16 protein-coding genes are annotated in these 22,393 nt (G+C 40.8%); 4 read left to right on the top strand and 12 right to left on the bottom strand.

Features of this window, described 5'->3' with window-relative positions; translation table 11 throughout:
* The first annotated feature begins 104 nt into the window (after positions 1 to 104).
* Complete coding sequence (locus L1D46_RS00580) at positions 105 to 1,061, top strand: hypothetical protein (protein ID WP_130050764.1); 957 nt, start codon at positions 105 to 107, stop codon at positions 1,059 to 1,061.
* Here the strand turns inward: L1D46_RS00580 and L1D46_RS00575 are convergent.
* The 3 genes from L1D46_RS00575 to L1D46_RS00565 all read right to left on the bottom strand — a co-directional run bounded on the left by L1D46_RS00575 (position 1,058) and on the right by L1D46_RS00565 (position 4,107).
* Positions 1,058 to 2,026: a sensor domain-containing diguanylate cyclase gene (locus L1D46_RS00575; protein WP_167658766.1), complete on the bottom strand. Its 969-nt coding sequence runs from the start codon at positions 2,024 to 2,026 to the stop codon at positions 1,058 to 1,060. The two genes, L1D46_RS00580 and L1D46_RS00575, sit on opposite strands and share 4 nt — an antisense overlap.
* A gap of 48 nt (positions 2,027 to 2,074) precedes the next feature.
* Entirely contained in the window at positions 2,075 to 3,310 is a 1,236-nt protein-coding gene (locus tag L1D46_RS00570; protein WP_167658765.1) for a DEAD/DEAH box helicase, read from the bottom strand.
* 95 nt (positions 3,311 to 3,405) lie between these two features.
* Positions 3,406 to 4,107: a DUF3581 domain-containing protein gene (locus L1D46_RS00565; RefSeq protein WP_239976538.1), complete on the bottom strand. Its 702-nt coding sequence runs from the start codon at positions 4,105 to 4,107 to the stop codon at positions 3,406 to 3,408.
* A gap of 940 nt (positions 4,108 to 5,047) precedes the next feature.
* Between L1D46_RS00565 and L1D46_RS00560 the strand changes: the two genes are divergently transcribed.
* Both L1D46_RS00560 and L1D46_RS00555 read left to right on the top strand, forming a co-directional pair.
* Complete coding sequence (locus L1D46_RS00560; RefSeq protein WP_130050759.1) at positions 5,048 to 5,737, top strand: response regulator transcription factor; 690 nt, start codon at positions 5,048 to 5,050, stop codon at positions 5,735 to 5,737.
* Positions 5,734 to 6,924 carry an ATP-binding protein gene (locus L1D46_RS00555; protein ID WP_239976537.1) on the top strand — a complete coding sequence of 397 codons (1,191 nt, stop codon included), beginning with the start codon at positions 5,734 to 5,736 and terminating at the stop codon, positions 6,922 to 6,924. The genes L1D46_RS00560 and L1D46_RS00555 overlap by 4 nt, the downstream gene beginning before the upstream one ends.
* Here L1D46_RS00555 and L1D46_RS00550 read toward each other — a convergent pair.
* The 6 genes from L1D46_RS00550 to proB all read right to left on the bottom strand — a co-directional run bounded on the left by L1D46_RS00550 (position 6,908) and on the right by proB (position 17,933).
* Positions 6,908 to 7,750: a MipA/OmpV family protein gene (locus L1D46_RS00550; RefSeq protein ID WP_167658762.1), complete on the bottom strand. Its 843-nt coding sequence runs from the start codon at positions 7,748 to 7,750 to the stop codon at positions 6,908 to 6,910. The genes L1D46_RS00555 and L1D46_RS00550 overlap by 17 nt on opposite strands.
* Positions 7,751 to 8,082: 332 nt before the next feature.
* Complete coding sequence (locus tag L1D46_RS20875) at positions 8,083 to 13,404, bottom strand: S8 family serine peptidase (RefSeq protein ID WP_275668379.1); 5,322 nt, start codon at positions 13,402 to 13,404, stop codon at positions 8,083 to 8,085.
* Positions 13,405 to 13,798: 394 nt separating this feature from the next.
* Positions 13,799 to 15,283, bottom strand: a complete 1,485-nt coding sequence (gene gltX, locus L1D46_RS00535; protein WP_130050755.1) for a glutamate--tRNA ligase — start codon at positions 15,281 to 15,283, stop codon at positions 13,799 to 13,801.
* 80 nt (positions 15,284 to 15,363) lie between these two features.
* Positions 15,364 to 15,723 (bottom strand): glutathione S-transferase N-terminal domain-containing protein, encoded by a 360-nt coding sequence (locus L1D46_RS00530; protein ID WP_054560852.1) that lies wholly within the window; start codon positions 15,721 to 15,723, stop codon positions 15,364 to 15,366.
* Positions 15,724 to 15,789: 66 nt separating this feature from the next.
* Entirely contained in the window at positions 15,790 to 16,764 is a 975-nt protein-coding gene (locus tag L1D46_RS00525; RefSeq protein ID WP_178927344.1) for a GGDEF domain-containing protein, read from the bottom strand.
* 65 nt (positions 16,765 to 16,829) lie between these two features.
* Positions 16,830 to 17,933, bottom strand: a complete 1,104-nt coding sequence (gene proB / locus L1D46_RS00520) for a glutamate 5-kinase (RefSeq protein WP_239976536.1) — start codon at positions 17,931 to 17,933, stop codon at positions 16,830 to 16,832.
* A 125-nt stretch (positions 17,934 to 18,058) separates the two neighbouring features.
* On the opposite strand from proB, the gene L1D46_RS00515 reads away from it, so the two are divergent.
* Positions 18,059 to 19,003, top strand: a complete 945-nt coding sequence (locus L1D46_RS00515; protein WP_130050752.1) for a DMT family transporter — start codon at positions 18,059 to 18,061, stop codon at positions 19,001 to 19,003.
* Here L1D46_RS00515 and L1D46_RS00510 read toward each other — a convergent pair.
* The 3 genes from L1D46_RS00510 to pdsO are packed head-to-tail and all read right to left on the bottom strand — an operon-like array spanning position 18,913 to position 22,234.
* Entirely contained in the window at positions 18,913 to 19,497 is a 585-nt protein-coding gene (locus tag L1D46_RS00510; protein ID WP_239976535.1) for a class GN sortase, read from the bottom strand. The two genes, L1D46_RS00515 and L1D46_RS00510, sit on opposite strands and share 91 nt — an antisense overlap.
* The gene (locus L1D46_RS00505) at positions 19,485 to 21,470 is read right to left on the bottom strand and encodes a marine proteobacterial sortase target protein (RefSeq protein WP_239976534.1); all 1,986 of its coding nucleotides are present in this window, start codon (positions 21,468 to 21,470) and stop codon (positions 19,485 to 19,487) included. Before L1D46_RS00505 ends, L1D46_RS00510 begins: the two co-directional genes overlap by 13 nt.
* A 26-nt stretch (positions 21,471 to 21,496) precedes the next feature.
* Positions 21,497 to 22,234, bottom strand: coding sequence for a sortase-associated OmpA-like protein PdsO (gene pdsO / locus L1D46_RS00500; RefSeq protein ID WP_167658758.1), 738 nt, complete (start codon positions 22,232 to 22,234; stop codon positions 21,497 to 21,499).
* Between the last annotated feature and the right edge of the window lie 159 nt (positions 22,235 to 22,393).

Here is a 22,393-nt window from a genome sequence, read left to right as displayed (position 1 = left end):
AAATTCATAGTCATTGAAAAACTTTCATCAGAAAAATCTATCTAGACGTCTAAATGGCTGCTATATTATTTACATAGACTTTAGCACAAGCTGGAATGAGGATTATGGCTTTATCATTACAAGAGAAAATTGAAGACACCAATCAAGGCGTCTACCTTATCGGTACCACACCACCAAAATCAGGTACTGATAAAGCCATGCTTGAAACTATTGCCCAAAAGCTACTAGGTCGCTTGCACGAAATTGAATACGATGGTGTGATCATTTACGACATTCAAGATGAAAGCAGCCGAATTGCTAAACCGCGCCCTTTTCCGTTTAAAGAAACGGTTGATCCACGTGAATATAGTCAACTACTTCGCAGCCTCTCACAACTGGATGTAATCACTTATAAAAGTGTTGCCCAACGTGGTGAAGCTGAGTTTACCGAGTGGTTAAATGAAACTCGAAATGATTTTGAATTAAAGAACTTAGTGCTAGTAGGTAGTCCATCATCTCATGGTGACATCAAATTAAGCCTTTCTGATGCTTATAAAACGCTAGTAAAACAGAATAGCGATGTATTTTTAGGTGGCGTTACTATTGCAGAGCGTCACGCTAGCAAACGTAATGAACATGAACGTTTAGTCGAAAAAACAGCGCAAGGCTGTAAGTTTTTCATCTCACAAGCCGTTTACAATGCCCAAGCGACTATTGATTTGATCACCAGCTATGCCCGCAGCTGTAAAGCACAAGGCACAACCCCAAAGCGTATTATTCTAACGTTTACTCCATGTGGCGGTGAAAAAACCTTAGAATTTATGGAGTGGTTAGGAATTTCGGTACCAGAGGCGACTAAGTACCGTATGTTAGATTCGGCAAATACATTGAGTGAATCGGTGCGTATTTGCCGTGAGAATCTTGACTTAATTTTACAAAGCTGTGCGCATTTAGATGTACCGCTCGGTTTAAATATCGAAAGCTTAACTAATCGTAAAGAAGAAATTGATGCGTCAATTAACCTTTATCGTTTACTTAAAGCGACCATGGAGCTGAACCTAGCTGAGAAACAAATAGCTTAACGTGCTGCCTTCGAGGCTTGCTTTTTCTCATACATATCTTCATCTGCTCGTTTTAATAGCTCAGCAAAGTTTTCTTTTGGCTGAGCTATCACCCCAGAACCAATACTTAAACTCGTAACTGGAATGCCCCGCTTTGCTAAATTAGATTGATAGGTGGTGTTGAGCTTATCGGCTATGCTTTCTATGCAATCACCTGGCTGAACTTGCAATAAAGCAATAAACTCATCGCCCCCTAAGCGGCCAATAATATCGGTTTCACGAAGACACTCTTTCATAGTGTCAGCTAAACAAATAAGCGCGAGATCGCCAACTTCATGGCCGTAAGTATCGTTGAGCGGTTTAAAACTGTTTATATCAATAAACAAACAGCTAATGTCAAAGCCAAGACGTTTCGATATATTCAGTTTATGTTGGCAAAGTAGGTCTATTGCGCGGCGATTATAAATATTGGTAAGTGAATCGAGCATGGCAATTTCACGCATCTGCGTAAAATTATCTAACAACGCAAGGTCGTCCTCAACCATATCGCGAAGTTGCTCTATTAATTCTAAAAAGCTCTGTTGATAGTGAGTCTGCTTAAAATCCATTACACAAAATGTGCCAAACGGTTCACCATTAGGCCAACTAATAGGTACGCCAAGGTAAGATTCAAAACCATCTTTCACTAGTGGGCTATCATCCCACTGAGAGTCTTTACTTGCATGATCAACATAAAGTGGTGCCATATCTCGCACAACTTTTTTACAGAAGATATTATCGTCAGCATTTAATTCAGCCCCTGCTTCATAGGGGTTTTCTTGCTGCTCACTGGATACAATAATACGATAAACATTGTCAGTTTTATGGACGATAAAACCCGCAGGAGCAGAAAACAACTCAGTCATGAGATTAATTGTTTTCTGCCACTTTTCTAAGGAAAATTGTTTATCAGCGCGGCGAAAAACCCACTTATTTTCTTCTAACATACTAAACTCTCAACTTTAGCCTGAGGATAGTATAAATATATGCCAAATTTAGGAACGTCTCCTACTTTTTTGCCCTAAGATACGTTTTTTATCACGCGAGCGCCGTGCTTTATTTGTATTTTTACGAACCTGTTTTGGCTCTTTGGTTAAATCAGGCTCATATCCTGGTAACCACTGTGGAGTAAGTCTCGTGTCGAGTAAGATATCTATTTCATCCAGTAACCATTGCTCATCAATACTAACCAGCGACATCGCCATCCCTTTCTCGCCAGCACGACCTGTACGACCAATACGGTGTACATAATCTTCGGCCACATAAGGCAGTTCGTAATTGATTACATACTTTAACGAAGCAATATCAAGGCCACGAGCAGCAACATCTGTCGCAACCAGTACTCTTGTTGCACCGGATTTAAAGTTATGTAGCGCCTTATCTCGTGCTCCTTGGCTTTTATCGCCATGAATAGATTCAGTTTTTAAACCGTCTTTACACATTTCTTTTGCAAGCACATCAGCGGTTTGTTTAGTACGAGTGAATATTAGTACTTGCTGCCAATTCTTCATACCAATCATATGTGATACCAGTTCACGCTTACGATCTTCATCAACCGCATAAACTAGCTGCTCAACTTCAACCGCTGCTGAGTTGCGTTTATTTACTTCAACTAATTTAGGATCATTCAATAACTGCTTACTTAGCTTAAAGATGCTGTCGTCAAATGTTGCTGAAAACAATAAGGTTTGACGATCTTTTGGCACGTGACGCAAGATACGATTGATCTCGTCAATAAAGCCCATATCAAGCATGCGATCAGCTTCATCGAATACCAAAGCATTAATACTAGAGAGCTTAATACTGCCCTTGATCACATGATCAAGTAAGCGCCCAGGTGTTGCGATGACAACCTGTGCAGCTTTTATGGCTTTAATTTGTGGGCCAATACTGGCGCCGCCATAAGCAAGCGCCGCTTTTATATCTGTGTGCGCAGCATAGCGCTCTACACTTGCAAATACTTGCTGAGCGAGCTCTCGGGTGGGCGTTAAAATAAGTACCTTAACAGCATCAGGGAGTACTTCAGCAGACATCAAGTTGTGCAGTAGTGGTAAAACAAAGGCGGCTGTTTTGCCCGTTCCGGTTTGTGCACTGCCCATTACATCAGCTCCCGCTAAAATGAGTGGGATGGTTTGCGCTTGAATTGCTGTGGGGGTGTGATAATTCTCTTCTTGCAAAGCACTTAGCAATGCAGGTGCAAGATTTAACTCTGAAAAGGTCGCTACTGACATATTCTGAAGTACATTTGGCTATAAAAGCGCTATTGTACGCTGAACATCAGCAACAAAAAAGGCGCAATGAGCGCCCTTTATAGCAAATGTAGAGATTACTCTGGTTTAAGTGATTCTTTACGGTGATTATAAAAACTAATTAAGTCATCAACCGTTGCTTGACAATAATCACGAATACCAGATACAAGCATGTGCTTTTCACCTGAGCCTACTTTCTTGCCGTTTTCTAAAAGGTTAAAGCGAAGCGTAATTTTTCCGCGCTTGCCAGTAAATTCAAAATCAGGTTCCGCAAATTGTAATTCAGGTGCGCTAATATCAAGGCGATCTAGGTTAATCAGCATTGACTCGTAAATCACCATAGGGCGCGAAGGGTTGATCATCACGTCTTGCTTACCCATTAATGGGATAATGACATGCGGAAACGTAGTGCCAGAAAACTCAACATAATTTTTAATTAAGCTATTCGTTAATTCTGGACACTGGCTAACAGCACCTTCTCGTTTAACTTTTAGCATTACTTTTTCGCCATCGGTAATCGCAAACTCATCAGCACCCTCAGGGAAAGTTAGCTTTGAATTTTCATCAACCATACCAGCGAAAGTAAACTCCATTTTTTCACTTATGCCGTAACGGTTTAAAACCAGCGAAAAAAGTAAATCGCCCGGTACACAAAACTTTTTAGCGTCTTTATCGTGTAACGGATTGAAATCATCAGCCACTAATTTGGCGAAACGACAGCCTTGCTCACGTGAGATAGAAACGTAATCAGCATGCTGCTGATAATAAGGACTTAACATAATTGTTCACTGCTTAAACTACTTATAACCTGACTATACTACCAGAAAAATAGAAAATAGAGGTCGAATCTGTTAATTATAAATCACGAACTTAGGAGATGTTTAATGACATCAGCTAAAATATTGGTTTCGATAGGCTAAATCTAAATTGTATCAATTTGTACGAAAGGATTAACAAATAAAGCAGATTAGTAAACACTTAGACTCAGCTAAACATAATGAAAAACTATTAGCTAAAACTAAATATAAATTCAGTTTTCTTTTTAAAACAACAAACTAACTTTTTAAACATTAAGAAATATGCCAACAAACTGAAAATACAGGCTTTGCATAGCACCTATTTGTAGCTACAACGATAAGTAAGGTATGATAGAACCGCTTTTTTATCGTGTAATCGCCGCTCATAGGCTGCATAAATAACAATTATAATAAGCGGCAAAAAAATGAGTACTCAAAGTGAGTTGAGCAGGTTACATCAATTTTCGATGGTTATTGTTACTTTGAAGAAAAGACTATTAAAAAAACAGAGACTTGGTTAGATGATATACCGATTAAGTTGGCTATTGCTGTTTTTTTGTCTTTGTTTTTCGTCGCTTTGCTTAAGTGATGACATTCCTGAGCAACCTTTTTTTAAAGTCTCTCCCACCGTGTGTGTGACAGATACGAAACAAAAGGTCTGTGAATTTAATATACAAATTCATTTTCGAATTGCTCCCTTTAAAGAGCTTTGTTTAGAAATAACTCAGCGTCCACAGTATACGCAGTGTTATAAACAAGGAGGTTTAATTAGCGAAAAGTTTAAGATTAAAACTGAGCACCCACTTACTGTGAAATTAATAAATCCATTGAGTAATCAGGTTGTTAAACAACAACTACTCTCAATAGCAAGCTATGAAGCTAAAGATTACCGAATAAAGCGGCGCTTTGGCTGGAGTTTATAATGCAGCATATTTTTATAATTGAAGATGATGTGAAATTAGCAAGCTTAATTCAAACATTTTTGTTAAAGCATGGCTATACAATTGATGTGTTTAATACTACGGAGGCTTACCGTAGCAGTGAAATCACCTTCATGCCTTCACTGATTATTTGTGATGTTATGCTACCGGATGGCAATGGCTTTGAGTTAATTTCCCAGTTGAAAGAAAAATACAGTTGCCCTGTCATTTTTTTAACAGCGCTGGACTCAGTACAATCACAAATTAAAGGTTTGAACTTAGGCGCCTATGACTACCTTGTAAAACCCATTAAGCCTGAACTGTTATTAGCTAAGGTTAAAACAATTATCGCCCATACTGTTGGCCAAGATAACTTTTCACATCAAAGTGATATTTTGCGTATCGACACTAAAAAACGTGATATCTACTTTCATAATACTGCATTGAACCTCAATGAAAGTGAGTTTGAGATCATTGCCTATCTAGCTAAAAGCACACCCCAACCGGTTTCTCGAGAAGTATTATTTAAGCATGTTATTGGTCGTGAGTATGATGGACTTGACCGAGCTATTGATTTAAAAATTAGCCGTTTACGTAAAAAGCTTAAAGAAACCATTAGCAAACATAAGGAGTCGTTGGATATTAAGTCTGTTCGGGGTAAAGGATACAGCCTGGATATTTCAAAAATATGAAACAGCAATTTTTTAAGCTGTATTTAATTATCACTGTCAGCTTAATTGCCTTAGTTTTGGCTTTTGGTCAGCTTTATAATCAATTTTTCTCTGAGCAGATACCGAGTGTGCAAATCAGCGTCGCAGAACTTGCGCAAATCGCAGAGCAAAAAGCATCGAGGATCAGTACCTTTAACCAAAACGAACTTGTGTTACCCGATTCATTGCAAGCTAGTTTCAATAAAGATGGCATTATCAGCGTCACCGAGAATAATCAGCAGTATATATACCTGAAAGGAAGTTTCGGCAGCATTCAAAAAATAGGCCCTATTTCCTTGATTTCACAAGCAAAGACTGACTGGTTTGCATTTTTTTCCTTTTACTTTTTACTTGGTGCCATGATCTTGTTGTTCATTCGCCCTGTATTTCGTGATTTGAGTTTATTACAACGCGCAGCCTACCACTTTAGCAAAAAGCCACAGCGGATAGAGCTAGATATAAAACCTAATTCATCTATCGCGCCATTGGCTAGCACGTTTACCCATATGTCTGAGCGCATTAATAAATTTGTGCAATTACATAACGATTTATCACGCATTATTTCTCATGAAATTCGTACGCCTCTTACCCGTATGCGATTTGCTTTATCGATTGCTGAGTTAGAATCACAAGAAAGTAGGCAAATAGAACGCGATATCGATGAAATTGAATTACGTTTAGAGCAATACTTATCGTTTGCTCGCTTAGAGCACCAGCAAAGCGTGTTTAATCAGGAGAAAGTTAACTTAACTAAACTTATCAATACGGAAGTAGCTAAATTCGATTTATACAAAGAACTCGAATTCATTTCAGCGCTTGAAGTAGATACTGCCTATTGTGAAGCAAGCTTTATGGCTATTGCAGTGCAAAATTTACTGATCAATGCCACTAAATACGCAAAAAACACTATCCATATAAGCAGTAAAGAACAAGCGGGCTATTACCTTATAAGTATTGCAGATGATGGACCTGGCTTACCAATTAATGCAGATGCGCTGATTGAGCCTTTTAAACAAGGTGAAGGAGATAAGTTGGCTAGTGGTTATGGATTAGGGCTTTATATAGTTCATCGTATTGCCAGTTGGCATGGCGGTAAAATAAGCTTAGCCAATTGCCCACAAACGGGCGGAGCACAAATCACAATACACTGGCCTAAAAGTGGTAGGTAATACCTGTAAAGCCTGAGAAGTATCCGTTTTTATTGATCATGTTTGAATTGGCTAAGTTGCTGTCTAGCCATGTATGTTTGAGTTTGAAATCAAGACTGAAACTATCGCTGATCGGATATTCATAGCTCACTTTCAAATAGTAGTTGGTGGCACTTTCTAAATTGTAGCTTAGTAAGCGGGTTTTACTTTCAGTTGGGTAAACTGTGTAATAATAGTCAATCAACTCTTCATTTTTGTAATTAATGCCCGCCTCAATACCAGCAGTACCAGAAAACAGCTCAAATATTTGGTAGCCGTTAAACAAGATTTCATAACCATTATGAACATTGGTCACATCGTTCACATAAGCTGCACTTAACCAGATGTCATCATAAACGTTTACAGCAGACGATAGCCCAGCCATATAAGAAAGGTCACGCTCTATGGGCGTTAGCTCAATGGGTGAAGCTGTTGGTAAAGTTGGTCTTCCTGAACTCGATCTTACAACACCTACCGCATAAAGTTTATCTACTCCATCAAGCTCAAAGAAAAAGCCATCGTCATTAAAGCGACCAAGTAAATCGACATAAAACTTTTCTGTTTCATATAAACTGTAGCCAACAGAAAAGTCATCGAAATACCAATTATCACTGTAATAAGCAAAGCTTGGCAGAATTGGCGAAGTGACGTCATCAGCATCAAGTACTGGGTTTTCAATACCCCCATAGCCAACTGTGATGCTGGCATGTATTGTCGACTTTTTAATTAATTGCGGCTGTATACCTTCAACCTGCGCAAATGCAGTTGATGCAGATAAACAACACACTAAGCCAAACAATTTCTTCATTAACCCAATTCACCTTTATGTCATAACAAATAATTATTATGACAACTTAATACTACTAAAAACTTTTTAGTCTTTACCCAATCGGGAACGATCATATCGTTTGCACGCATCTTTGTATAATTTTTTTACCATACAAAGTGCACAAGGCATCCCTTTTATACCTTATCTTTAAATTAACACACTGAAAAAAATATAAAACTGCCTGTACATTTTGCTACATAGGTTTTCAATTTTAGATATTCTTTTTGGTTATTAATAAATGCCCATTAGGTTTTACTAGACGCAAAAAAGGGCCCTAGGGCCCTTTGTCACATAACATACTTAGGGATTTATTAGTTTCGTTTTACACGGCGACGAACACCTGCAAAACCTGCTAATAACATAGTTAACCAAGCAAGTGAGCCACTTGATGATTTCGCTTTTTCTTCAGGAACCACAGTTGTTTCTTGTGCGGTTACCGTCACAGTTACACCAAGCTCCATCGCTTCAATACCATCACTTACCGTTACAGTAAACTGATGCTCACCAGCCGTTAAACCTGATACTTCAGTGATTGCTGATGCTGGGCTTGCTATTGCACCTGGGCCTTCCCATGAGAAAGTTAACTCATCGTTGTCTAAATCATGTGATGCAGATGCATCTAAAGTAATAACGCTGCCCTCAGTAACTTGCTGAGCACTTGCTTCAACAACTACAACTGGTGCGTCATTAACAGCTTCAACCGTTAACATGAAGGTTGTACTTGCAGCATCTGATGGATATTCGATATCAGACACCATTACAGTTACTTCTGTTTCACCAGAGAAGTTCTCGTTTGGTGTAATCGTTACTGTATCGCCATCAACTTCATAGGTAACATCATCAGAAATTACTGAGATTTCATTCTTCGAGTTCTTCTCATCAATGTGATGAACTTCAAAGCTAATTGGTGTTTCCTCAGTAGTTACCATGTCATCAAGTGCAACAACAGTGATATTACCCGGAATTGCCAGTGTCGCTGTTGAAATCATGTCATTAAGACCTGAGATAGCAGCTTTCGCACCAACTTCAAGTGTTTGACCTGCTGCCGAAGGCATAACTTCAGCCCATGCAGTCACTTCAAACTGTGATGATTCTGGACCTATGTAATCCATACAAACAACATAATCATCGCTAATTACTTCATCTAGGTTGTTATAAGCAATTTGGATACCACGGTAATTTTCAAGTGGACCATACTCATACTGCGCACCACGGAAACCTTGTAAGCCGATACTACCTGCAGGACGAGTGCTGCCAAAATCTAAATTATCGTATGCGTAGTAAATTTCATGTTCACCTTTACCAAAACGAGTATTAGCATTGAATAACACTTGGAAGTCAAATGAGTTATCACGTTTTGTATAAGTGTATTTACCCGTAGAGCGATCATAAACAGGGTTGTCGTAGTCTGATGCGTTATCCCACTCAACGATACCCCAACCTGTTGTTGTGCTTGCAAGTGAAATACCTTCGTCAGACGATAAGCCAACCGACATTACAGAGCGTAATAAACCGTGGTCACTAAATTCCCAACCACGCCATAATGGACCCATGTTCTCATATGGGAATGAGTTATAAGGGAACGGATTATGCACAGGGTAGAAGTAACGGCTGCCATTGGTGTTTACTGTACCCATACCACGAATTTGAATTATCGAGTTTTGGATATTAGTATTTTCAGCATTATTATAAAGGCTGAATGTGTCGTATGCGCCATTATAAAAACTAGCAATTGGGAGTGAATAACCCATGCGAGAGTTGTACAGGTTATCCTCATCAAAACCAGATAGCATAGGCATAATACCGAACTCTGCCAAGTCAACATAGCCACCTGGGTTTGAGTTACCAAAATCAGGCGTACGGCACATTTCATCAGTGATGTTATCGGTTACGATATAGTCAGGCTCAACATCGCGAGTATCCGCTTGTGTGCCAGTTACAATTACTTTGCCGTCAGCAATTTCAACATTGATTTCAGATGCTGTTGAAACCATTACGTTTTCTGCTTTGATATCAAGACCTGCAGGGATATCAAGTTCCAATGAGAACTCACGGTCTACACCTGAGTTATTCGCTAACACTTCAAACGTGTAAGGTACCATATCGCCTACTTTTGCACCTGTATATGGCGCATCAAGATGAGCAACGTCATTACCACGATTAAGTTTAAATGGAATAGAACCTAGGTTGCCATGGTTTACTGCCGACGTGCCTACATCAAGAAGTGAGTAGTACACACTGTCAGCATCAAGGTCCATATCCCAGTCAACAGTCATTTCAACAGTATTTTGACCATCACTTCCTGGAAGGCTCGCAGTCATACCTGAAGCAACTTGGTCTGAGACAATCGCTGTTGCAAGTTCAAAGGTTTCTTCAACTGCACCCACTGACGCTTTATTCGGACTATAAGCAACAACCCAATACTCGCCTTCTTCTGGGTTATTAATATTACAGAAGTTTTTATAAATCTTGTGGTTAGATGCACACAAAATTTCATCTTGTGGCTGAACAATCCCATCACCATTGTAGTCTTTACCTACATAAATAATAGGGTTTAATACGTTCAAGGTGCCTTCTAGTTCAGATTCAACAGCAACAGTTTCTGCAATAAAACGTTTTGAGTTAGCTGGTACTGTCACAAACTTAGTAAATGTTGCTTCATCTAAAATATCAGCTGTATCCACATCACCTGTGCGGTTCATCGTCCAAGGGAAGGTACGTTCATCATCTTTTGGTAAAGTCACCGTTGTGATATCTGCTTTTACTGGCTGATATGCACGTGCTACTGGCGCTTCTACATTTGGCAATACAATGCCCTTAGCAACATATGTTCCCTCATTAGAGTGAGCTGTCGTCTCTAATGATGATGGTAAGTTACCACGGTCATATTTGAACGCCACAGGCCAATGCGCATCTGGGATATCCGCTTCTTCGGCTTGGAAAACAAGGTTTGTATGAAGCTCAACTTCAGAGTTACTGAACCAATCTTGGGTATCCATGATTGATGCTTTAACAATGATTGTTTGTGTTTCACCTTTTTTCAGAGTGAAGGTTTTCGGGAAGATATCAATGTTCACACCGTTTTGAGCTGATTGTGAATTAACATCAAACGCCCAGTTTTCAACATCTTCATGACTTACAGTCCACGTGCCATCTTCAGTTGCCTTAATGGTACGAACCCACTGACACTCTGGCGCACATGAGAAGTTAACAAGGTTTGGTAAGTTTAATTTATGCGGCGTACCACCATTGTATGGATCTGCTGCTAAAAAGTTATCAGCAGTTTCATCCATAACAAAGCCAGCCTTTGCTGCTAATGCTACATTAATTCGACCAGCACCAGAGCGATAAGTTTTCGCATCTGCAACCACATCATTTTGGTCGTTTAAACGGTGATATTTAACAACATTCTCAGCTGTCATTGATAATGCTGATTGTACTTCAGCAGCAGTCCAATCAGGGTGAACCTGACGAAGTAATGCCATTGAACCGGCAACATGTGGTGATGCCATCGACGTGCCGCTGATTGCCGCATAATCTTGACCATGCGGCGTCACGAACGGATGCTCATCAGAGTAAGCTGCGTAAATATCTACACCTGGTGCAGCTAGAGTCGGCGCTAAAACTTCAACGTTTGAGTATGACGGACCACGTGATGAGAAAGTAGCTAGCCAATCCGCATCTTCAGCATCCACACGACGCTCAATTACGGTTGGTTTAATAGTAACCATGTGGCCTTTCTCTGAATTACTATCTACCCAGTCTTCTAAACCATCTTCTGGGTATACTCCATTCCATTGCTCATATGTAAAGTGAACACCTGGTAATGAATAGCTTTGAGGAACAGTACCTTGATCACGGTCACGGTTAAACAGGATGAAACCATCTGCACCGCCTGCTTTAACATGATCTACTTTTGCGGTTCGCGCGTTAGCTTCTGGGTCATTGGCATCATGGCGCTGACAGATAACAATAACATTCGTGCTACCATCGGCCGCACCTGCGATTTCAGTACCATCTTTGTAGAAGTTAAAAGTATTTTCTGGGTAATCTGCAGTACAGTAACCGTTGTAATCTTTATAGCCATTTACGTCTTCGTAATCTTTAGCCCAAACAACCACACCAGTAATTTCTTCACTGTTGATTGCCCCCCCAACAAGCCCCATTTCTGACCAGCTTGGTACTTCTGAACCCAAAGTTTCGTCCGCAAAGCCTGCAAACTCTACCGCAGTTTCAACAGCGACAGTACGACCATGAGTTGTTGCAGCAACTTGTGCAAGCCAAGGTGATGAGTTATCAAGGTAACCAAAACATTCTGATGAACCACAAGCTTGACCACTGTTACCAGCCGCAGCTGCAACGTTGATACCCGCTTCTCGTGCTGCTAAGAATGCTAGTTGCACTGGATCTGCCCAAACATTTGAGTCTGCACCGCCGATTGAGAAGTTGATTACATCAACACCATCCGATATTGCATCTTCAATACCTGCAACAAGTGCCTCGCCGGGACAGCCAACGTATTCATCACTTGATGGGTAACATACTTGATAAGCAATAATATTTGCGTGCGGTGCCACACCTGAGATTTCAGGGAAAAGGTCTTCTTTTAAAATATTACCATCGGTATTTTCACCGTAGCTTGGAAGCATAAATGGTACGTTCTTAACCACGTTACCAGCAGCAGTTGATGCAACATGCGAACCGTGACCTTGATAATCTTCACCAATTGCTGGCCAACCAGGGATCATGGCATCAAACGAATCAGTGATCACATCATAAGAACGCACACCGATTAATTTATTATTACATTGAATTTCTTCAGGTTCTTCAACACAGTCACCTACATAAACGCCCGCACCAAATGGGTTTTCATGTTCGTAACCATCACCGCCAACGGCCGCAAATGATGGGTGATCTGAGTTAATACCTGTATCGATGATACCAACGATTTGACCTTCACCTTTGCCCTTGATGCCACTTGGAACGCTTGAACCATCCCAAACTTGATCTGCGCCAATGTGCTTAGGACCTTCATCTGAAAGCAAGTCATAGTTCTTAGAGCGCATCACAGAAACAACCGCACCAAGCTCAGCAACGCGCATTGCTTCTTGCTCTGTCATTTTTACAGAGAAACCATTTAATGCTTTAGTGAATTGACGACGCATCTCTGTACGACCAGTCACAGCTGTGACGCTTTGCATTACAGTGCGTTGTTTTGAAAGCAATTTATTTTGATAATCAGTTACGGCAGAGACTGCCGCTTGACCTTTTTCGAATACTTTTGAAACGCCTTGTGCTTGAAGTGATTGTGATAATGACGAGGTTAAATCGCTTGCTTCTAGGGCAACAGCATTATCACGTAAACGAATGATGTAAATATGTTCGCCATCAATGCCTTCTTCTTTAAATTTATTAGCTTTGCTGTTTAGCTGAACATTAAGACCATCGTTTTGCAACATGCTTGAAGAGTTACCTTGACTAAGCTCTTTGCTAAACGCTTTTACTTCTTCAAATGTAATATTAGGTGCTTTTAATTGGTGTTTGACTAGATTGTTATCAACACCTACTGCGTGAGCAGCGCTAGCACTATAGAGAGCTGCGGCAACAGCAATCGAGAGTGTTTTCACTTGCATAAAGTATCCCCTGGATAGTTAATTTGAATAATTATTGAAGCACCATGAATATCCATCTCCGGCTTACAATTACAATATAACCACAGGGTGTTTTAAAACTGTTGCAAATTCGTGTAGCGCTTTGTACGCATTGTTAACATGGAAATTACTTTGAAAAGGGCAAATCTTTTTAAAATCCCCATTCCTATTGAATGTTATAGGAAAGCTGCACGCGAATAGTTTTATAAAAAACGAAGGAGGGTTGAGTAACCAACAACTATTTCCTTGTTACTGACAAGGGGTTCTTGCATTAAAATAGACCTCTTAATTAAGCATGTTGTTAAAAGTGTGAATTAGCTTAATTTCTAAAACAAAAAACCGAGCATAAGCTCGGTTTTTGCAACTAATATCACAATTAAGCTTGTGGATAATCGCGATATGCACGCTCAATTTTTTTCGCCTGCTTTTTAGACACACCAAGGTGTGCTAATGCAACACGTAAACGAGCACGCGAAAGATCTGAGCCTAAAATTTCCATTGCATCAAGTACTGATGTTGATGAAGTCTTACCTGTGATAGCCACAAAGATTGGCTCAAGAAAGTCTTTGATCTTCAATTCATGGAAAGTCGCCACTTCTTTTGCGATAGCAAAAATCGCTGGCTTTTCCCAACTGCGTAAACCTTCTAATTGCCAGATGAAGAACTGCAATGCTTGACGGATTACATCTTCATCTGCTTTACCTGCCGTTAATAGCGCAGGATCATAGCTTGGAATCCCCCCCACAAAGTGACCGGCAAGATCAACCATGTCAGAAAGCGTATTAATACGCGTTTTTGCTTCTGGCAATACTTTCGCGAATAGCTCTGAATTAAATTTCCAATCAACAAAACGTTGCATTAATTCTGCATCAGATAAGTTTTCACGGATCCACATACCGTTTAACCAGCTTAACTTATCAATATCAAAGATAGGACCACCAAGCGACACTCGTTTCATATCAAAGTGTTCAATCATCTCTGCTAACGTGAACTTTTCACGCTCGTCTGGCATTGACCAACCCATACGGCCTAAATAGTTTAATAGTGCCTCTGGTAGGTAACCCATTTCTTTGTAGTAATTGATTGAAGTTGGGTTTTTACGCTTAGATAGCTTTGATTTATCTGGGTTACGAAGTAACGGTAAGTGACCTAATACAGGCGCTTCCCAACCAAAATCTTCATATAATTTTAATAGCTTAGGCGCTGAGTTGATCCATTCTTCACCACGGAAAATATGGCTAATTTGCATGTGGTGATCATCAACAACGTTTGCAAGGAAGTAAGTTGGGAAACCATCAGCTTTAAGTAGCACTTGCATGTCTACATTTTCCCATGGGATCTCAATCTCGCCACGCAGATAATCGTTAAACTTAAACGTACCCTCGCTTGGGATCTTCATACGTATTACGTAAGGTTTACCAGCTTCAAGATTCGCTTTAATTTCATCTTCAGAAAGATTTAAACCACGACCGTCGTATTTTGGGCGTAGGCCTTCTGCCATTTGCTCTTCACGCATTTGGTCAAGTTCTTCGCTCGTTGCAAAACAGTAAAATGCTTTACCTTGCTCAACTAGCTGATGCGCAAATTTCTTATATAAATCGCTACGCTCAGATTGACGGTATGGACCAAACTCACCGCCTACATCTGGACCGTGATCCCAGTTCAAGCCTAACCATTTTAAGCTATCCATAATAGCTTGCTCTGATTCTGGTGTACTACGAACTTGGTCTGTATCTTCAATACGTAGCACAAACTCACCGCCTTGCTGCTTAGCAAAACAGTAATTAAATAATGCGATGTATGCAGTACCTAGGTGCGGGTCGCCAGTTGGTGACGGAGCAACACGGGTGCGAATTGTCATGGTAATATCTCTCAAAAGACAATTAAAAATTTGCCCAAATGCTAGCACAGCACGGACTATAATCGAAGTGAAAAGCCGCCTTATGCAGCGACTTTATCTAAATAAGCAATGATATCGTTTGATTCATACAACCAAGTTACTTGGCCGTTTTCTTCAATACGTAAACATGGTACTTTAACTTTTCCGCCCTGCTCTAAAAGCTCTTGGCGAAACTGCTCGTTACCTTTTGCATCACGGGTTTCAACTGATAGACCTTGGCGTTTAATAGCACGACGTACTTTCACGCAAAATGGGCAGGCCTTAAATTGATATAGCTTAAATTGTGATGTTACTGAATCAAGCGCCGCTTGCTCAGCTGCCGGACGCTTTTTACTACGTGGTGTGAATACAAAATCAAAAAACAAAATGATGCGGCCTAATAACCAACGAACGAACTTCATCTCACCTTCTCATAGGGTTCTAAAAATAGTGGGCAATTTTAACACAGCAAGGCGCTCTGCAACACCTTAAAACAACTCTATTGAATCATCATCTAGAGGTTGGCTTTGTTGGATATCTAATTCGGAATAAGCAGTAACGCAATTTCGTCCACTATTTTTAGAATGGTATAGGGCTTGATCGGCTTTTTGTACAAGGCTTGCAACCATTTCAAACTCGTAAACCGGCATAAAACCACTACTCACAGTTAAATTACCAACCTGAGGAAATGGGTATTCTGCAACACAACCTCGAAAACGGTTAAGAGCATTTCGTGCATCTAACTCGTCACTTGCTTGAAATAACACGGCAAATTCTTCACCGCCATAACGAAAAACGTAATCTTCAATGCGAAAGTTATTTTTTAATAGTTGTGCCACTAACAAGATAACTTCATCACCAATAACGTGGCCATAATTATCATTCACACGTTTAAAGTGATCAATATCGACTATAGCCAGATACCAATGACGATACTTAGAGTCAAGCTCCTTGGTATGCAATGAGGCTTCTGAAGCTATTTCAATTACTTTTTTATCAAAGGTCTGTCTGTTAAGCAGTTCAGTTAAAGGATCTAATTGAGATTTATAAAGCAAAGATACCTGATTGGCATATATATTAAGCATGTAAATAGCTAACATACTTACACGCTCTGAAAGCTCTTTCTCTGACTCAATTACTAACACACCAATAACGTTACCCATGAAATAAATAGGCACATAGGTAGAAACATACCCATAGTTACGGCTAATACGAATTTTATTACGGCTGACTTTTTCGATGAGCTCATTGACTTCATGTTCGCTGAGCTCTTCGATAACAGAATCTCTATTTAAAAGTCGTGCTGGAAGGCCTGGTTTAAAGAACTTATTAATATAGATAGCAAAGCGAGAGAATCCTTCTAACTCAGTCACGGCATTAATTAGTGCCCGATCCAACCCTAATTCATCTTCTTGCTGCGTAATATCTACAACCCAGTCATGTCCGCAAGGGTTAGCTGCCATCTATTAAAGCCTCAAAAGCTGTTTCTCACTTTAGTTTAGTTAACTTTATCAGATTTACTAAAAAACTATAACAAAATCATATCATCTCGGTGAATTACTTCACTGCTTGATGCAAATGTAAGCAGCTCAGTAATTTGCGATGAATGACAACCTTTAATTTGATCAATTTCTTGATGGTCAAAGTTTACAAGTCCTTTAGCAATGTATTGCCCCTGACTCGACACGACGTCAATAAAATCACCGCGCTCAAAACAGCCACGTACAGTTTTGACTCCTTTCGCTAACAAACTTGCGCCACGCTCTTTAAGCGCAACGATCGCTCCATCGTCTATTACCAACTGTCCCGTACTTTTTGGCCCTGCAAGTAGCCATTTTTTACGGCCATCTTTTGGTGCCTTTAGTTTTAAAAAGCGTGTGCCTGGGAGCTTATCGGCCATGCAATTTAGAATCACATTTTTACCCGCGCCTTTGGCGATAATTACTTCTACACCAGCGCGACGAGCAATATCGGCAGCTTGAAGTTTAGTTGCCATACCGCCCGTCCCCAAAGCTGTACCACTGCCACCAGCAAGCTCTCTTAACTCATCGTTAATGTGCTCTACTTCATTAATGAGCGTTGCATTGGCATCAGAGCGAGGATCGCCTGTAAATAAGCCTTCTTGGTCAGTTAACAGTAACAGCTTTTCTGCATTCGCTAATATCGCGACTAAAGCAGATAAGTTATCGTTATCGCCCACTTTAATCTCGGCGGTTGCCACGGCGTCGTTCTCGTTAATAATTGGCACCACATTATGTGCAAGTAGCGCATTTAAGGTATCGCGGGCATTTAAGTAACGTTCACGGTCTTCTACATCTGCACGTGTAAGTAACATTTGCCCAACATTCACCCCATACAAAGCGAACAGACTTTGCCATATATGAATAAGCTGGCCTTGGCCGATAGCGGCAAGCATTTGTTTTTCAATCAAAGAACGACCACAGGGGGTAATTAGTTGCTCACGACCTGCAGCAACCGCGCCGCTTGATACTAAAACAACCTGATAACCCTGTTTTTTTAATTCGCAACATTGGCGAACAAGTTCAACCATGTGCGCTTTATCTAATTTGTCGGTACCGCCTGTCAGCACACTTGTGCCCAGCTTTACAACAACGACGTGTGGTCTTTGCATTTGATTCTTATATTCTGCATATTGAGGTAGTTTGGGTATATATATACCAGCTAACAGTTTTTGAACAAGTTAAATAAATTCATGCTAGGATCGCGTTCTCGTTTTTTTACTCAATAGCGACACCTATGCCAGCCAGTTTATGCTTAATTATCGCGACCTTTTTATGGGGCAGCTCCTACATTGCTTTAAAGCACGCAATCAATATTTATGATCCTGTGTTAGTCATTTTTTTAAGAATGCTAACCACGTTATTGATTAGCTTATGTTTATGGCGCTACATAATCCGTTTTGAGTTTAAAAAAGGTGACTGGAAGTACTTAATTGGTATGTCACTAGCTGAGCCTTGCTTTTATTATTTATTTGAGGGCCATGCACTAGAATACACTTCTGCATCGCAAGCAGGGGTAATTGTCTCTTGCTTGCCAATTATTGTCGCTATTTTGGCGTTCTTAATATTAAAAGAGTACATCAGTAAAGCCATCGTCGTTGGTTTTACCTTGTGTATTGGTGGCAGTATTTTATTAACGCTATTATCACCAAGTACTGAACAAGCCCCTAATCCACTGCTTGGTAACTTTTTAGAGCTGATGGCGATGGTATGCGCCGCATTTTATACCGTGAGTGTAAAACACTTAGTAGCGCGTTACTCACCGCTGACCTTAATAGCAATTCAAGGGTTTAGTGGTAGCTTGTTCTTTGCGCCTTTTTTATTTTTTATCGAATTACCAAGCGAAAATCAGCACGATTTAAGTGCCCTACTGAGCATTTTATATTTAGGTTCTTGTGTCACTTTAGGTGGCTATGGCATGTACAATTACGCCATCAGTAAGGTGTCGGTGTTAACCGCTGCCGCTTACTCAAACCTGATTCCAATTTTTGCGTTAATTTTGTCAGCCATTCTACTAGGCGAAGTACTAACCGTATGGCAATGGGTGAGTATTGCGGTGGTATTCGCCGGTGTTATTGTTAGTCAGCGCCATCAAGAACTCAAAGTTGACGTAGACGATAATTTATCAGCCGACACCAGTAGCCTAAACTCAGTTCCAGAAGCTAACGAGTCAAAAGGGTAACAGGTTAATAAATAAAGGCCTGATTGAGCTAAAAAGTCCTGTTCGCTTTGATGAATAATATCTATGCTGCGAACTTGATAGTGTTCAATCTGGCCATTTTGCAATTGCACACTGAACTGCTCACCCACTACAACATGTTTTAAAAATGCAAAGTGGGTGTCGTTATGGCCAGCTATTAACACCCCTTTTGAGCTGCCAAGTTCACCGCTTGGCAAAAAGTGCCCGGGGGCAAACGCGAGGTTTCGCCCCGATGCACCTGCAAGTACTGTCAATTCTTGCTGCTGACTTGGCCAATTTATGTGTGCGGTGACATAACCATCGGCATAAAACCATGGCCTTACTTGCTCATAAGGACTCAGCAAAGCTTGCTGCCAAGCCGACTCAATTAACACATGAGCAAGCCAAGCCTTCGCCTGCATATATCCCCCATTAGCAAACAATGCGATACCTAGTAATGCGCAGCAAACTGGCAGCGCTTTTTTTAGCGTCGCCATTGCCATAACCACGAGGATGCAATCAACATCAACCCCAGTAGCATAAACACCCGGCTTTGTCCGTCGGTTTGCGGAAGTGTCATGCCGTTCGGTAGTTTGTTTCGTACTTGCATTGAACGCTCTGCAATCTCATTACCCGCATAGTTATCAACCGCAATAAAGGCTGTAAAAGGGCTGAGTAAATGATGCTGAAGTGCCAATGTTTCGACTTCTGCGCGTACCGCCTGTTTTTCGTTATATAGCAGCAGAGACTTAATTTTTTGTCTTGCCCAAAGCCTTGCTATACCTTCACCGCTTGCGGCATTATTCGTTGCTAAATTAATGGTCATTGGCCCTGAATTTGTTTGCCCCTTTAACGTTAAGTGCTGACTGCCATCAAGCTTTACTGCAACCAAAACAGGCTCAGAAAAATACAGGTCCGGTAACGGCGATGGCCAATATTCAAGTGCACCTTTATCGCCTTCAAGAGCAAGCTTTGTAACAGCGGGGTGTGCCAGCTTATTAAAAAGCAGTTGCATTTTTGGCTGTACTTGACTGGTACTACTAATAAAAGTGAAAGTACCACGGCCAATATCGGCAGCCCTAGTCATAAAAAAGCTATTAGGTGCGCTGCCGATACCGACAGTAAAGAGCCTACTGTCACCTAAACCCGTTTGAATTTGCTTAAATAGCTGCGTTTCATTACCAACACTGCCATCTGTTAAAAACACCACTTGGCGTACAAAACCATCATGCTGTTTACCATCAAGTACCTGAGTCAGTGCTTTTGCTATTTCGGTGCCACCATCTGCTTGTAAACCATAAATAAAGCGCTCTGCGCGGCGGATGTTAAAATCATTGGCAATCATAGGTGTATCACTTAATACCGACACTTCGTCATCAAAACCTATAATGTTAAAACTGTCATTTTCATCTAATAACGATAAGGCATAGAACAGGGCTTGTTTGGCCTGTTCCATAGATTGACCATGCATTGAGCCAGAGGTATCAATAACAAACACCATTTCACGCGAAAGGCGTGTCTGCGAGGTAAAGTGATCGCTTGGCGGCACTAACATCAGTAAGCCATATTCTTGCCCTGCTACTGTTTCGGTAAAAAATGCAGCTTGTGAATGGGCTTTATCAAGGGGTTTAAATTCGAGCTCAAAGTCTCTATCCATTGGAACATCACGATTAAGTGATAATTGGTACTGACCAAAGCTTGGATTATCGATTTGCATGCCCGCTAAATTAGCGCTGATATCACTCAGTTCAAGGCCAATATCCATCGAGATAACAAGGTTTAAGCTCGCATCAGACTCTTGGCTTTTCGCACGGTAAAAAACAGGTTTTAACCAAGCTGATGCCACTTGCTCTGTGTCAGTTGTTGGCTCAAACTTTTTCTCTGTATTAACTGTTTGCTGAAGCGCTGCCGTCAAAGGTTCGTAACGCGGTGTAATCGTTGTAGGAAAACGCAATGAAAATACACCATCACGAAAACCGATGATCTCCTGATATTGCAAGGTGATTTCAATTTCTTCACCAGCTCCAAGGTTTGCCACATCGGTAGAGAAAATATTAGCACGTTGCTGACGCACTAAAGCGGCACGTTTACCCTGCTTTTGAGCTTGCTCAAATTGCTGTTCAGCCTGCTGCTTAAGGGCAATATTGCCTGTGATAATACGCTCACCAATTTGCATTTGCATGGCATGAACAGCACTTTCATCAGGCAACGGAAACACATACCGGGCATTTACCGAAAATGGGTGCGGGTTTTGATAACGCTGTTTAACAACAACATGATTAATAAGCCCGGTGAGCGTCATAGTGACATCGTTTTTCACTAATAAACCCGACGACACTTGGCTATTTGAGTCATCATAAAAACGCAGTTCGGCACTGGCATTTTCAGCAAATGCTGGATTAACGGCATAGCCTAATAAGAGGATAAAAAGGCTCCCAAAAAGAAGCCTTTTGGTACGGTTACTCAACATATTATGTCACTCCATCGACAGATGAATTAGTGGTTACTTTGCGCTGTGCGTAAACGACTTTGTGCCACAGGGCGTGTCGTTAAGGTTACGCGGCGATCAAACACGTTGTCTTCGTAGTTATTTGAATCAGCGACACTTTGCTGCTCACCAAAGGCGGTTGCGGTTAAACGGGTATGAGGCACGCCTTGCTTAATCAAATAACTTTGCACTGCATTTACACGCTGTTTCGAGAGCATTAAATTAGCTAGCTCATCACCGCGCTGATCAGCAAAACCACTTAAATCGATAGCAAGATTTGGCTGGGCTATGAGTAACTGCGCGACTTTGTCGAGTTGATTAGCAAAGTGCGGAGCTATTTCGCTAGAGCCGGTTTTAAACTGTACCGTCATAGCCAGTAAGGTGTTTAATTGGGCTTGTAGTAACTGCTCTTTTTCATCAGCTAATAATTCAAGTTGCTCACTAAGGGCTTCATTATCAGCAATCACTTGTTGGTAATCTGCGGTTTGCTCTTTCATTAAAACTAATGCGTGGGCTTGCTCATCAATGGTGTTTTCTGCCGCTTCTTTTTCGCCAATTAAGCCACCAGCAAACGCGCCAATAAATGCGCCAACTGGGCCTCCTACTATGCCACCTACAACTGCACCAGCACCTAGGCCAATGGCCGTTTCTTTCGGTGTCTCTTGTTTTGTTTTACTCGCAGCTTCTGCAAAAGGGGTTGCAGTTAGAGCTGATGTGATGACAGCGGCAATAATTAATTTTTTCATGTTTTAATCCTTTTTCTACTTAATTGCTTGGCAACATTGGTTGGTGTTGCGAACTTGGTATGGAGCTATTGAAACAAGTCGAAATGGCAATAAAAGGGATCAAAAAAGGCAAACTGCTGAGCAATTGTGGCAGAAAAATGGCAATCGCGTTTTTGCCAG

This window comes from Pseudoalteromonas sp. Isolate3 (genome assembly GCF_022398505.1).
Lineage (GTDB): Bacteria > Pseudomonadota > Gammaproteobacteria > Enterobacterales > Alteromonadaceae > Pseudoalteromonas > Pseudoalteromonas apostichopi.
This window is presented reverse-complemented; position numbering and strand designations above follow the sequence as displayed.

What these genes read in the sequence shown, in the direction of transcription:
- L1D46_RS00580 (WP_130050764.1), top strand. Translation starts at nt 105, where the DNA reads ATGGCTTTATCATTACAAGAGAAAATTGAAGACACCAATCAAGGCGTC.
- L1D46_RS00575 (WP_167658766.1), bottom strand. Translation starts at nt 2,026, where the DNA reads ATGTTAGAAGAAAATAAGTGGGTTTTTCGCCGCGCTGATAAACAATTT.
- L1D46_RS00570 (WP_167658765.1), bottom strand. Translation starts at nt 3,310, where the DNA reads ATGTCAGTAGCGACCTTTTCAGAGTTAAATCTTGCACCTGCATTGCTA.
- L1D46_RS00565 (WP_239976538.1), bottom strand. Translation starts at nt 4,107, where the DNA reads ATGTTAAGTCCTTATTATCAGCAGCATGCTGATTACGTTTCTATCTCA.
- L1D46_RS00560 (WP_130050759.1), top strand. Translation starts at nt 5,048, where the DNA reads ATGCAGCATATTTTTATAATTGAAGATGATGTGAAATTAGCAAGCTTA.
- L1D46_RS00555 (WP_239976537.1), top strand. Translation starts at nt 5,734, where the DNA reads ATGAAACAGCAATTTTTTAAGCTGTATTTAATTATCACTGTCAGCTTA.
- L1D46_RS00550 (WP_167658762.1), bottom strand. Translation starts at nt 7,750, where the DNA reads ATGAAGAAATTGTTTGGCTTAGTGTGTTGTTTATCTGCATCAACTGCA.
- L1D46_RS20875 (WP_275668379.1), bottom strand. Translation starts at nt 13,404, where the DNA reads ATGCAAGTGAAAACACTCTCGATTGCTGTTGCCGCAGCTCTCTATAGT.
- gltX (WP_130050755.1), bottom strand. Translation starts at nt 15,283, where the DNA reads ATGACAATTCGCACCCGTGTTGCTCCGTCACCAACTGGCGACCCGCAC.
- L1D46_RS00530 (WP_054560852.1), bottom strand. Translation starts at nt 15,723, where the DNA reads ATGAAGTTCGTTCGTTGGTTATTAGGCCGCATCATTTTGTTTTTTGAT.
- L1D46_RS00525 (WP_178927344.1), bottom strand. Translation starts at nt 16,764, where the DNA reads ATGGCAGCTAACCCTTGCGGACATGACTGGGTTGTAGATATTACGCAG.
- proB (WP_239976536.1), bottom strand. Translation starts at nt 17,933, where the DNA reads ATGCAAAGACCACACGTCGTTGTTGTAAAGCTGGGCACAAGTGTGCTG.
- L1D46_RS00515 (WP_130050752.1), top strand. Translation starts at nt 18,059, where the DNA reads ATGCCAGCCAGTTTATGCTTAATTATCGCGACCTTTTTATGGGGCAGC.
- L1D46_RS00510 (WP_239976535.1), bottom strand. Translation starts at nt 19,497, where the DNA reads ATGGCGACGCTAAAAAAAGCGCTGCCAGTTTGCTGCGCATTACTAGGT.
- L1D46_RS00505 (WP_239976534.1), bottom strand. Translation starts at nt 21,470, where the DNA reads ATGTTGAGTAACCGTACCAAAAGGCTTCTTTTTGGGAGCCTTTTTATC.
- pdsO (WP_167658758.1), bottom strand. Translation starts at nt 22,234, where the DNA reads ATGAAAAAATTAATTATTGCCGCTGTCATCACATCAGCTCTAACTGCA.